Genomic DNA, 12800 nt, shown 5'->3' with positions numbered 1-12800 from the left:
GGCAACACAACTAAATGCGATTAGGGGGATCTTGTAGGGATTCGGCTTTGGGTAATCATTGCACTGATTTCACAAATTTTGAGAGAACCGCAGACTTCAAGTCTAGCTCCCCCTCAAAATTTGTGAAAAACAGCACAAGCAATACCGCAAATCCTAGAATCCTAGAAGAAGAAAGCCAAGCCCCCACTCGTCATTGCGAGCTTTGCGGAGCAAAGCGTGGCAATCCATAAGCACAAAAAACGCAAAAGTGGATTCTAAGAAAAACGCCCAAATAGAGAAGCCCTAGAATCCTCGTTTTCACACAATGCGCTTTTTTGTCATTGCAAGACACTGCGCAAGCAGTGGCGTGGCAAAGCGTAGCTTCTTTAGAAAACAAGCGAAGTGGTGCTAAGTGTAGGCTATGCCAAGCTTATGGTAGAAATCGTCTTCCCAGAGACGACACTCACGCTTTTTGTCCTTGCCTTTTTGCTCTGCTACTTCTACGCACTACACTCTCCAAGCAAGCCCAAGTCCTATCTCCTTGCTCTGCTAGCTTTTGCCTTTGGCAATGCTGCAATCTATCTCAAAGAAGTCGCCTTTGTCATTATCTCTGGCTTTGGGCTAGCGCATATCGCCCTATCACTGCTTGAAAGTTTTATACGCACCAAATCCCTTACACTCACTAGGCGTATTTTTCTGCTTGATATAGCCCTAGCACTCTCTGGCGTGGTGTTTCTAGGGGCGTATGCCTACTTCACGCGCGGTGGCAGTGGGGACTACTCGAGTATGGAGGTGTATTCATCTGTGCGGCTTTTTGCCGTGCTTTTCTTAAGCGCACCTTTGCTTAGCATAGCACTGCCTGTGGCACTTGGCTTCCGCCTATATCGCGTGATAAAGGGCGATACTATCGATGTGTTTTGGGATAGTGTGGGGCTTAGCGCACTTGCCTATATGCTCGCATTTATCGCGCTTGGTATGGGGAGCTTTCATTATTTCACCCCGGCAAATATCCTAGCAAGCTTGTATCTGCTCTTTTTGCTAGGGCATTATGCGTGCATTAAGAGATGGGGATTTAGGGTAATTACCGCAGTAGTGCTGGCTATCTTGCTCACCTCATCAATCCCGCAAGGTATCCACTATCTCACTCTCTACAAAACGCAAAATAACAATATGAATGACACAATGCGCTATCTTGCTAGCTATCTTAAGAGCCACCCACACACGACCATCTACTTTGAAGGCTTTGGGCGTGGAGTGGATCGCTACTATAATGCGTGGAGTTATCCTGCGATATTTTCTATCCTGCCCACAATCTTTGGTGTAAGAGAGTTTGACATAGCCAGCAAAGAGCCTAATGGCACTTCCTTTAGCATAGATCCGCGCTCATCTCTAAGCTTTTTTAACTCCCAAGAAGTTAGCACCCCAGATTCTAGCGACTTGCTCATCATCACCGCACTAAGCGATATGGATATTGCGGATTCTAGGATTACAGAGCTAGAAAGCTCACAGGAGCTGTTGTTTAAGACAGACAATCACCCCTATTTCCCACAATACACGCTTATGAGCATAGGGGCAAAGCTCCTGCAAGATCTGGGTATTTCTCACCCTTTAAGCAATTATGGCAATCCCTACCGCCTCCCAGCCCAGAGCTATATCTTCCGCATTCCCTAGAGCAAGTAAAATGGGCAAAGTCGCGCCCTTTTGGTGTGATTTTTGAGATTTTCTGCTATAATCGCGCCTTGGCGGACGCGTAGCTCAGCTGGTAGAGCAACTGACTCTTAATCAGTGGGTCCAGAGTTCGATCCTCTGCGCGTCCACCACTTCTTACCTCCGCTTAAAGTCTTAGCAAAGTCATCTTATCTTCGCATCTATTCCACCGCTCACCACATTAGCCTATTTATTTATATCACGATCTTTGATACCCTAGAATCTAGTATTACACAAATATAAAAAATAATAATATAATACGCCAATCTTTTCACAAGGCTCATCGTGCAGACATCATTTCTCAAAGATTCTACCACGCGATCTCGTGTGGATATTTGGCGAGTTTTTCTCCTAGGGATAGTGCTATTTGTGGGATCATCTAGTGCAAAACTTGCTAATGCCACAGAGAATCACACCCTATCCATAGCCATATCCGCGCCTGTTGGTGCGCTCAATCCTCACGGCTATGGCACAAACGCAATGTTTGCGCAAAATCTCGTCTATGAGGGCTTAACCAAGCTTGATAAATCCGGCAATATTATCCCTAGTCTTGCGACCTCGTGGGACATTAGCCCTGATGGCAGAAGCTATACTTTCCACCTGCGCAAGGGCGTGCGCTTCTCTAATGGCGAGATCTTTGATGCCGATGTTGTTTTGCTTAATTTCACCTCTATTTTGCAGCACAGAGAACGCCACAGCTGGGTAGGGCTAATCCACGCGCTAGATTCTGTGAAAAAGCTTGATCCCTACACGATCGTGCTTACACTGAAATACCCCTACACACTCACACTAGATGAGCTAGCCTTTGTCCGTCCATTTCGCTTTTTGGCAAAAAGTGCTTTCCCTAGCGATCTTAATCTAACCACCTACAACCCCACCCCCATAGGCACCGGCGCGTATATGCTAGAGAGTAGCACTGCAAGCACAATAACTTTCCGCAAAAACCCTTACTATAAAGATTTTAGTAGCTCACAATCCCAAGCCAGCCCCCCTAAAACACCCTATTTTGACACCATCATCGCTAAAATCATCTTTGAGCCAAGTGCGAGATTAGCCGCCTTGCAGGCTAGACAAATTGATGCGATCTATGGGCTAGAGCTAGTCTCGCTTGATATGTTTAACACCGCGCGGAAAAATCCACGCCTACGCACCTACACAAGCGCACCGCTCTCCACCATACTCCTAGCCATAAATCCACGCACCAAAGCCCTAGAATCCACTTTTGCTCGCAAAGCCCTAGTGCAAGCCCTAGATACAAGCGCACTTATCCCAAGCGTCTTTGGCGATCTTGCCACGCAAGCTACAAGTATATATGCGCCAAACACAGCATTGCTACAATCTGTGCGATTCCCCAAGCTTCCGCCACATCAATGCGATATGGCACACACCCCCAAAGACCCCATAGAGCTAATCTACCCAAGCAACAACCCCCAGCAAAAAATGCTCGCACAAATTATCCAATCCCAAGCCAAAGCCTGTGGCATACCCCTACGCATAAAAGGCATAGAGCCTAGCGCGTATAAAAAGCATCTTATCAACAATACTTTCGAGCTTGCTTTCACGCAAACTTGGGGTGCGCCTTATGAGCCACTTAGTCATCTCTACTCAATGCAAAAAGAAGGGTATATCGAGTATAAGCTCCTGCAAGCCCTAGAATCCACGCGCGCGCAAGACTTCCACAAGCACACGACACAAGCTATCCACGCTAGCACGACTAAAGAGCTACAAGATCATCTCAACACTGCCCTATCGCTACTCTTTGATGCCTACATACTCTTCCCCATAGCCCACCAGCGCAATGCCGCCATTATGCGCAGTGAGATTAAAGGCGTAGAAATGGGCGCACTTGTAGTCGAGCTTCCTATAGCTGAGTGGTATCAATAATGCACAAAACTAGATTCTGGCATATAGCACGCCAAACACTTCAGCGCGTGCTTTACCTTATCCCTATTTTGCTTGTAGCGTCATTTGGGATTTTTATGCTACTGCGCTTAAGCGTGGGCGATCCTATCGCGCAGTATCTCACTCTATCCAATCTCCCCACCACGCAAGAAAACATCGCATTTTTAGAAGCAGAATTTGGGCTTGATACCCCTCTTATATCCCAATACATCGCGTGGCTATACAAGGCTATCACGCTAGATTTTGGGACTTCGTTTATGAGTGGAGAGCCTGTGAGTGCGGTCTTTTTCTCTCGCCTACCCATAACCTTAACGCTCGTTGGTATAGGGGTGGTGCTTATAGGGGTTTTTGCTAGCATTTTTGGGAGTATTAGCGCATTATATAAAGAGAGATTCCCAGATATTGTGATAAGTATTGTGTGTTTTATAGGGGCGTGTATGCCAAGCTTTTGGCTAGCATTTTTGCTGGTGTGGGTCTTTGCCATTACGCTAGGGTGGCTGCCTGCGGTGTGGGACTCTACTCTATCAAGCTTTGTGCTGCCTAGCATAAGTTTGGTATTTATGTCGCTTTGTGTTACGACAAGACTTTTACGCACAAGTATGCTTGAAGTGCTGGACTCTCGCTTTGTCCTCTATGCCAAAATCCGTCAGCTTCCGCGAGCAGTCATCACCTATAAGCATATTTTCAAAAATGCCATTCTCCCACTACTAGCGATAATGGGACTACACATCGGCGAGCTGCTAGGTGGTGCGCTTATTATTGAGAGTATCTTTGGGATACCGGGTATTGGGCTATATTGTATCCAAGGCATAGCCAATCACGACTATCCCATTATCCAATGCTTTGTGATCGTGCTATGCGTGGTTTTCACGCTGGCAAATGTGCTTGTTGATGTGCTATGTGCCTATCTTGATCCTAGAATTTCTCTGTAATGGATATGTATGCTAAAGCTCACTGCTATTTACACATCTTCGCCTAAAATCCACAAACACTTCCCACTACAAGGCAAGATCGCTCTTTGTGGTATCGCGCTTTTGCTACTTATATGCGCTTTTACTCCGCTTCTTAGCCCATATCAGCCCGATATGATCGATCTCTCCAAGCAGCTAGCCCCTATGAGCAAAGAGCATTTACTAGGCTGCGATCACTTGGGGCGAGATATTTTCACAAGGCTTGTTTATGGCGCGTATATCTCGCTTGGGGCAAGCCTTTGTATCATCGTGCTTGTGGTAGTGATCGGCATTTGTGTAGGTGGGGTGGCTGGGGCATTAGGAGGAGTGTGGGACAGGGTGATTATGCGCGTGTGTGATGTGTTTTTAAGTATGCCTACGATGATTTTGGCATTGTTTTTTGTGGGGGTGCTTGGCTCTGGACTATGGAATGTGATCATCGCTATAACGCTCACGCATTGGGCATTTTATGCGCGTATATCTCGCTCGCTCACGCTCTCTTTGCGATCTAAGGAGTATGTAGCTATCTCGTATATGCAAGGACAGAGCTTTTGGCAAAGCTTTAGACAGAATTTTCTCCCAAATTTATGTATCCATATACTTGTGCTTGCCACTATGGATATAGGGCATATAATGCTTCACATCGCTGGGCTATCTTTCATCGGGCTAGGCGTGCAGCCACCGCTCGCAGAATGGGGGCTTATGCTTAGCGAGATGAAAGACTCCCTATATAGCGCACCGCATTTGCTGCTATATCCCGGAGGCGCGCTTTTTATCACTATCGCGCTTTTTTCTCTGCTGGGAGAGAGCTTGAAGCGGTTTTTCACTACACATTTAGAAGATGTGCGTTATGGCTAAACCTCGGCTAGCACTCGCGCATATCTCTGTATCTTTTGGCACAAAGCCGCTGCTTACAGACATTAGCATATCGCTAGAATCTGGGCAAATCACCGCGCTTGTAGGCAGAAGTGGCAGTGGTAAAACACTCTGTGCCCTAGCCTTGCAAGGCTTGCTTCCCTCTAATCTCACACAAACTAGCGGATCTATCTTGCTTGATGACACGCCGCTTGCTACCGCGCATAAAGCTAGCGCGACTCCCATCATCGCAAGCATTTTGCAAAATCCCCGCACTTGCTTTGATCCACTTCACACGATGCAAAGCCACATTGCAGAAAGCGTGCGTGCGTGGGGCAAAGCCTATGATCCTAAGCAAATCGCTAGCTTGCTAGATACACTAGGGCTGGATTCTAGTGTGCTAGATCGCTATGCTTTTGCGATGAGTGGAGGTGAGCTACAACGAGTGATGATCGCTATCGCCCTGCTTGCAGATGCGCAATTTCTCATCGCCGATGAGCCTACAAGCGATTTAGACGCCATTGCTACGCAAGAGATTATGCAGATATTACAACGCATTTGCAAGGAGCGTGAGATAGGGATCTTGCTCATCACGCACGATACTAGGCTTATGCGCATAGCTGATAGAAGCTATCATATAGATGCTGGAAAGATCATTGATGATATAAGAGGTTTTTATAATCCATTTACACATACACCGATATATGATAGGCAAAAACTAGAATCCACTTTGAGACTTTTGCGCCTGCGACATATCAGCAAAGTCTATCCTATCACCACTGCTTCTGCCACCACTGCGCTAGATTCTATCTCGCTTGAGATATATGCAGGGCAGAGACTTGGCATTGTAGGTAGAAGTGGTAGTGGTAAAAGCACGCTAGCAAAGCTTATCGCACGCCTAGAGAGAGAGTCTAGCGGGCAGATCACCTACCCAGCGCATTGGCAGACTCACAAGAGCTTAAAGTCTCGCCGACATTTCTACTCCCATATTCAGCTACTTTTCCAAGATCCCATAAGCGCGCTAAATCCCAATCAAACTATTTGGCAGAGCCTAACGCAAGGGCTTCATCATCTCCGCGGCATTACTGATAAAGCCGCGCAAGAGCAAAAGATCTTCCCCATACTAAGCGCACTAGATTTAGACCGCGCACTTTTGCACACCTATCCTGCTATGCTTTCTGGCGGGCAAGCCGCTAGGATCAATCTCGCCCGCGCCCTTGTTGTAGAGCCACAGCTGCTAATCCTTGATGAAAGCACTTCAAGTCTTGATAGCCACACTGAAGCGATGATCCTAGATTTCATCGCTACAATGCACGCAAATAATCTCACAGACAAGCAACATCTAAGCGTGCTATGTATCACACACAATCTCGCCTTAGCACGCGCATTTTGCGATCGTATTGTGCTTATGGATTCTGGGAAGATCATTGAGATAGTCGCGCATAATGAGCCTTTCACAAGCCCACAAGGCAAATTACTAGAATCCACTTTTACTACCGCTGCCGCTTCTGCCGATAGTCGCGCCACATAATAGGACAAATAGTCGATAAATGGATCTAGATTCTAGGGCGGCTTGGATTCTCACTCTTGCTTATCTTCTCCCTCATCGCATTCCCCCTCTCTTTCTCCCTCACTCACCCCATCTCTTGGCTCATCGCTTATATCATCACTATGGCTAGTGTGGTTGAGCGATTTTGATTGTGGGATTGATTTTTTCGTCTTTGCTCCTAGGGCTTTTAATCTATCAAATCTAGATTCTAGCCCGCCCTTGCCTCGCAGCTTTGTATCCATAGCTGCTGCTGCACTTTGCGCACTTTGCAAGCCTCGCGCCATTTTGTCAAAATCACTGCACACATCGGCAAACTTATCATAAAACTTCCCGATCTCATCAAATGCCTGCTTGATATTCTTATCGCTTTGGATATGCTGCCAAGTGATAGCGATCGTCTTTAACGCCATAAAAAGCGTATGCGGCGTGGTGAGATAAATCTGCTTAGAATACGCATAGTCATACAAGCTAGAATCCGCCTCTAAGGCTAGATCTAAGATATTGTTATAGGGGATAAAAAGCAGCACAAAATCATAGGCATTTTCTATGTCTTTATAGGGTTTGCTTGCTAGCTCATCAATGCGCGCTTTGAGATTTTGCGCGATTTCTTGGGTGTTTATCTCTGTCTCATCATCGCAAGTTACGGCATTTGGCAGGGGGAATTTGGCATCGATGATGATTTTGCGCTTTTCATCAAGGCTGACAATCGCATCAGGGATATATCGCCCGCCTTGCGTGTGGAGCTGCTCTTGGAGGCTATACTGCCTACCTTGGATAAGTCCGCTACTCTCAAACACCCTTTTTAGCTGCAGCTCGCCGAAGTTTCCGCGCAGCTTTTTATCACCCTTTAGGATCCGCCCTAGCTCTTGCGCACTTTTGCTCATCTCTTGGGAGTATTTGAAGGCGTTGTCGATGTTTTCTTTCAATTTGGCTTCATTTTGCAAAAGATTTTTTTGATACTCTTCAACGCGTTGTTTAAGCGGCGTGAAAACCTCATCTAAAATCGCTTTAGAGTCCTTAGTGAGTGCGAGCTTATTTTCATTCAGCAAGGCGGTCTTTTGTAGCTCTAGGTGCTTTGCTAGCTCACTTTGCAAGGTGCTTAGAGAGAGTTTATACTGCGCTTCAAGCTTGGAGAGATCTTGCTCATATTTATCTTGCAGCTCTGTCTTTTGGCGAGTAGAGTCTGCGCGCTGCTCTTGGAGTCGCTCATTGGCAGTATTAAGCATAGCCTTTAGGCTGGCGATTTCTTGGAGTGCTTGGATATGGCTAGATTCTAGGGATTTGGCGGTGGATTCTAGGGCTTGGGTTTTGAGCCTGTCTTCTTGGCGAAGTGTCTCGCTTAAGTGCAAAGCCTTTTGTGCGGTGATATAGCGCGCATAGAGCAAAGCCCCTACCCCACCTAATCCAAACAACGCAATAAGCAAAATACTATCAAGCAATGTCATAGTGATCCTTGTGATCAAGTAGTATTGTAAGTGCTGGGTATTGTAGCGTAGAATGTAGCTAATGCGTATGAAGTAGCCCCTTTGCAAAGGGGCAGAGATTTTGGGCAATGCGCTAGAGTATTATGAAAGCCATACTAGTCATATAGAGACACTAGGTGCTAGCCAAAAGCAGCTTGACTTTGCTACTTTGGTGCATTTTGCGATCTCTCTTGTCGCGCCATTGTTTGAATACATTATGGATAGCAAGCACGAAGGCTTAATAATCGATAGGATTTTGCCTGAAATAATTGGGGTGGGTAGCAAAGCGCAGTGCAAAAAGCCCTTGCCTTTATCGCAAATGATGTAGATTTAAAGCAATTAGGCATTTTCTTAAAGAGTATTATGCGATTTTTGATCTGCTACTAGAATCCACTAGCAATGTCGATAATGTAGAAAAAGATTGCAATGGCTTTACCCCACTGCTCCTTGCCACAGAGATTGGCGAAGTGGAGTGTGTCAAAAAGCTTTTAGCCAAAGGTGCAAATAAAGAGCATAAAAATAGCGATGGCTACAATGCCTATGCGATAGCAGAGCATTTTCATCATATAGAGCTAATGAGCCTTTTGCGCTAAATACATAGCCCAAATCCTAGAATCTAGTGTCCTTCAAAAATGAGCGTGAAGTCTTCAAAGTTTGCATCATAGTTATTAGGTGCTTTAGAGCTAGGATTTGGGCTGCCCTCTAATGGGAGATCGACAAAATCATCTTGCAAGGGAGCTTTGGGGCTTGGGCTTTTTGGAGAGGTTTGGGGCTTGGGGTGTGCTTGCTTAGGCTTTGGGTTTTGGTTTGGGGCTTTTTGGAGAGGTTTGGGGCTAGAGTGCGGGGCTTGCTTAGGGGGTTTGGCATTTTGTATGCGGGCATTGATTGTGGCAGCGGATTTGTTTTTATCGTGCAGCTCTATCAATGTGCTTTGGTTTTTCACGCGCGAGTATTTGGGGATATAGGATTCTAGGGCGCGGATTTTTTTCCCAATGCTTAGATAGTAGGATTCTGCGAGTTTATTGCTCGCGCGATCTTTCTCCCATTTGAAGCCTTTGTTGTAGGATTTGATGATGTTTTTGTGATTGCCCTTGTGGTATTTATGCCAATACATCAGCGAGTCCAACGCCACTTGACTAGCAAACCTCCTATCATCGATAAGCAGCTGTCCCATAACATTGCGCGTAAAAGGCGTATCACTATAACTAGAGTAGTATTTAAGCACCACAGGGATATGCGCGTGATAAAGCCCAGCAGAAGGATCAGAAAAATTCATCATATATGCCCCAGCGCACGACTCTTGCCACGCGATTGCCGCCATTGTGTAGCCCATACCCTTTGGTGCGCCAAAGTTATAGGCGTAAATGATGTGATCTCTTTGGGCTTTGGTGAAGCGGTTGAGATTAGCGCACTCCACTTGGGGGAATTTCGCGCTAGGAGCTGCTTGCAATACGCTAAAGGCGCAGCACAGCGCAAGGATCGCAGATAGCTTGGGGGATTTCATAAAAGCCTTTTAATATTGGATTTGCTACAATGGCGCATTATACCCAAAGACAAGGACACTGATGTCATCTAGCGATTTGCAAGCAACTCAAGAGCTGCTAGTAGAGATTCTCACAGAAGAGCTTCCCGCACTCCCCTTTCTCAAAGAGTGGGGCAATATCGCGCACAAATGGGAGCAGGCATTAGCGCAGTTTCACATACAAGCCCCTTGCGAGCTACACTACACACCCCGCAGGATTGCTATTTATAGTCGTGCTTTTCCTACGCATACTGCTGCGCAGATACAAGAATTTTTTGGACCGCCTTTGGCGATAGCTTTTATTGATGGTGATAGGAGTAAGGGGCTTAGTAAAGCAGGGCTAGGGTTTTGTAAAAAGGTAGGGATGATAGATTCGACTTTGGGTGAGCAATTTGACAAGATTGAAAATTTTGTGAAAGGCACGGACAGGGAGTCCGCTAACCTTCCCCAAAATTTTCAAAACTTGCAAAGCCCCACCGCAAATCCTAGAATCTTGGGAGACAATCGGGGCGGTTTTGAAAACTCCGCACAGGATTCTAGCCCACAAGCTGAGTCCTTGTTGCAAGTAGTAGAAAAAGACGGCAAGCAAGTCCTCTATGTCCGCAAAACTCAAGCCGGACTAGAATCTAGGCAGGTGCTAGGCGAGATAGTAGTGGCATTTATCCGCTCATTACACTTTGGCAAGAGTATGCGCTGGGGGGACGCTCAAGAGGGCAGTGGGAGTGAGAGCTTTATCCGCCCGATCCGTAATATTATGATACTACTAGATTCTAGCGCGATAGATTCGGCTTTGGGTAGCCATAGCGGCGATTTTGTGGATTTTAGGGCAACCGCAGACCATCAGTCTAGCTCTGCCCCAAAATCCACAAAAAGCACCACTAGCCCCACCGCAAATCCTAGAATCTTGGGAGACAATCGGGGCGATATTGAAAAATCGGCTTCATCGTCATTGCGAGACACTGCGGAAGCAGTGGCGCGGCAATCCACACAAACATCGACACAAGCCCTAGAATCCACTTTTGATAATGCCAACGCCAAAACACAAAAAGCCCGATCACCGCAAACATTCGGTCAGCAAAGTAAAGCAGCGACACTCCTGCACCGCTCCTACACCCCCAAACAACAAGACCTCCTAGAATCCACTTTTGATAATGCCGCCCAAGAAATGTGCGCAAAGGAAGCGTGGGTGCAAATCACAGGGCTTGATGACTACTTACACAAGCTGAAAAATGGCGGCGTGATCCTTAGTGCTGATGAGAGAAAGCAGCGGATCTTAGAGCAGATCCAAGCCCTAGAATCCACTTTTAGCCTGCAAGTAGAGTTAGACTCTGCTCTTTTAGCCCAAATTGTCGCTATCACAGAGTATCCTACCGCGCTGCTAGGGGGATTTGATGAGCGATTTTTAGCCCTGCCAGAAGAGGTTATCACTACTTCAATGAAAGAGCATCAAAAATATTTTGCCGTGCGCAAAAATGGGCAGCTGTATAATGGCTTCATTGTCGTGGCAAACGCGCTTTGCGATGAGTTTAGTGCGATTATCAGCGGCAATGAACGCGTGCTAAAAGCGCGCCTAAGCGATGCAGAATTTTTCTATCGCAATGACTGCGCTATGCCATTAGACAAAAAACCTTTGGCAAGTATCGCCTATGTCGATGGGCTAGGCTCTATGCTAGATAAAACAAACAGAGAAGAGATTATCGGCGCGTATTTGGCGCGATTGTATGGGCTAGATAGCGCGATCATCACTCAAGCCCTTGCGTATGCTAAGGCGGATTTGCTTAGTGAAATGGTAGGGGAGTTTCCGGAGCTGCAGGGGATTATGGGGCATTACTATGCCCTAGCACAAGGACTCTCGCACGACATCGCTCAAGCCATTAAAGAGCAATACCTCCCAAATGGCGAGGACTCTGCCCTGCCAAGCAGCAAAATAAGCGCGATTGTAGCCCTTAGTGGGAAGCTTGAGAGCTTGCTTGGGCTTTTTAGTATCGGCACAATCCCTAGTGGCTCAAAAGACCCCTTTGCCTTGCGGCGTGCGGCAAATGGTGTGGTAAAAATCGCCCTAGAGTGGAATCTAGCCTTTGATGTGAAGCAGATCCTAGGCGATATGGCTAGAATCTGTGCCTATGATATTAGCCAAGAGAATCTCGCGCGATTGCAGGAGTTTATCATCGAGCGACTAGAATCCATTTTAGACATACCAGCACAAATTTTCCGCTCCGCTTCAAGGGGGACAAGCGCAGATCTCTGCACCATCGCTAGCAATGCCAAAGCCCTAGAATCCTTGCTTGTGCGCGATGATAGAGAAGCACTTATGGCAGTCTTTAAGCGCGTGGCAAATATCACTAAAGATATTATGGGGGATTCAGCTTGTGGGCTAGAATCGTGGATTGCTTCGTCGCGCTGTGTCGATAGACAACCAAGTCTTATCTCCTTGCGCGGCTCGCAAAACCACGATTCTAGCTCCACAATCTTAGAATCCCAAAACGAGGGCAAAAAACAAGCACAGGGTGAAAAATCCGCTTCATCGTCATTGCGAGTCTTGCGGCAGCAAGGCGAAGTCGCAGCAAGTTTCTTTAGTAAAGCCGAATCCACCAACACACAAGCGATTTTACAAAGTCTTGACACTTCACTCCTAACCCCCCCTGAATCCGCCCTCTACAACAAGCTCCTATCGCTCAATCTCCCCGCTCTCACGCATCCGCAGCATAAACTTGACGCGCTTTTTTCACTCAAAGAAGAGCTGGAGGTGTTTTTTGCTAGCGTGCTTGTCAATGATGAAGACCCAGCCTTGCGCCGCAATCGTAAATCACTACTTTATGCGATTTATGCGGAGTTTTGCACCATAGGGGATTTGAAAGAATTAGCCATTTAGG

11 protein-coding genes and 1 tRNA gene are annotated in these 12800 nt (G+C 46.6%); 10 read left to right on the top strand and 2 right to left on the bottom strand.

Annotation, left to right across the window (positions count from 1 at the left end):
- The first annotated feature begins 14 nt into the window (after positions 1-14).
- The 7 genes from NYG90_RS00775 (at position 15) to NYG90_RS00745 (ending at position 6924) form a co-directional block, all read left to right on the top strand.
- Complete coding sequence (locus NYG90_RS00775) at positions 15-230, top strand: hypothetical protein (RefSeq protein WP_285264546.1); 216 nt, start codon at positions 15-17, stop codon at positions 228-230.
- Between the two features lie 154 nt (positions 231-384).
- A complete protein-coding gene (locus tag NYG90_RS00770) occupies positions 385-1650 on the top strand; it encodes a hypothetical protein (RefSeq protein WP_285256274.1) in 1266 nt (421 codons plus the stop codon).
- Positions 1651-1723: 73 nt separating this feature from the next.
- Positions 1724-1799: transfer RNA gene (locus NYG90_RS00765), tRNA-Lys, on the top strand.
- A 172-nt stretch (positions 1800-1971) separates the two neighbouring features.
- Positions 1972-3570, top strand: coding sequence for an ABC transporter substrate-binding protein (locus NYG90_RS00760; protein ID WP_285264545.1), 1599 nt, complete (start codon positions 1972-1974; stop codon positions 3568-3570).
- Positions 3570-4520 carry an ABC transporter permease subunit gene (locus NYG90_RS00755; protein WP_285256272.1) on the top strand — a complete coding sequence of 317 codons (951 nt, stop codon included), beginning with the start codon at positions 3570-3572 and terminating at the stop codon, positions 4518-4520. Before NYG90_RS00760 ends, NYG90_RS00755 begins: the two co-directional genes overlap by 1 nt.
- Before the next feature lie 9 nt (positions 4521-4529).
- Positions 4530-5396 (top strand): nickel ABC transporter permease subunit NikC, encoded by an 867-nt coding sequence (gene nikC, locus NYG90_RS00750; protein WP_285256271.1) that lies wholly within the window; start codon positions 4530-4532, stop codon positions 5394-5396.
- Positions 5389-6924, top strand: a complete 1536-nt coding sequence (locus tag NYG90_RS00745; RefSeq protein ID WP_285256270.1) for an ABC transporter ATP-binding protein — start codon at positions 5389-5391, stop codon at positions 6922-6924. The genes nikC and NYG90_RS00745 overlap by 8 nt, the downstream gene beginning before the upstream one ends.
- Before the next feature lie 50 nt (positions 6925-6974).
- On the opposite strand, the gene NYG90_RS00740 is transcribed toward NYG90_RS00745, so the two are convergent.
- Positions 6975-8387: a DNA recombination protein RmuC gene (locus tag NYG90_RS00740; RefSeq protein WP_285264544.1), complete on the bottom strand. Its 1413-nt coding sequence runs from the start codon at positions 8385-8387 to the stop codon at positions 6975-6977.
- Positions 8388-8487: 100 nt separating this feature from the next.
- On the opposite strand from NYG90_RS00740, the gene NYG90_RS00735 reads away from it, so the two are divergent.
- Together NYG90_RS00735 and NYG90_RS00730 are read left to right on the top strand one after the other, a co-directional pair.
- Entirely contained in the window at positions 8488-8733 is a 246-nt protein-coding gene (locus NYG90_RS00735) for a hypothetical protein (protein WP_285256268.1), read from the top strand.
- Positions 8734-8743: 10 nt separating this feature from the next.
- Positions 8744-8998, top strand: coding sequence for an ankyrin repeat domain-containing protein (locus NYG90_RS00730; protein ID WP_350338537.1), 255 nt, complete (start codon positions 8744-8746; stop codon positions 8996-8998).
- A gap of 23 nt (positions 8999-9021) precedes the next feature.
- Here NYG90_RS00730 and NYG90_RS00725 read toward each other — a convergent pair whose 3' ends face one another.
- Complete coding sequence (locus tag NYG90_RS00725) at positions 9022-9909, bottom strand: hypothetical protein (protein ID WP_285256267.1); 888 nt, start codon at positions 9907-9909, stop codon at positions 9022-9024.
- A 61-nt stretch (positions 9910-9970) separates the two neighbouring features.
- Here NYG90_RS00725 and glyS point away from each other — a divergent pair, with 61 nt between their 5' ends.
- Positions 9971-12799 (top strand): glycine--tRNA ligase subunit beta, encoded by a 2829-nt coding sequence (gene glyS / locus NYG90_RS00720; protein WP_285256266.1) that lies wholly within the window; start codon positions 9971-9973, stop codon positions 12797-12799.
- Position 12800: the final 1 nt, after the last annotated feature.

The organism is Helicobacter zhangjianzhongii, from assembly GCF_030249855.1.
Classification (GTDB): domain Bacteria; phylum Campylobacterota; class Campylobacteria; order Campylobacterales; family Helicobacteraceae; genus Helicobacter_B; species Helicobacter_B zhangjianzhongii.
The sequence above is the reverse complement of the archived record's forward strand: the minus strand, read 5'-3'. Positions and strand labels throughout refer to the sequence as shown.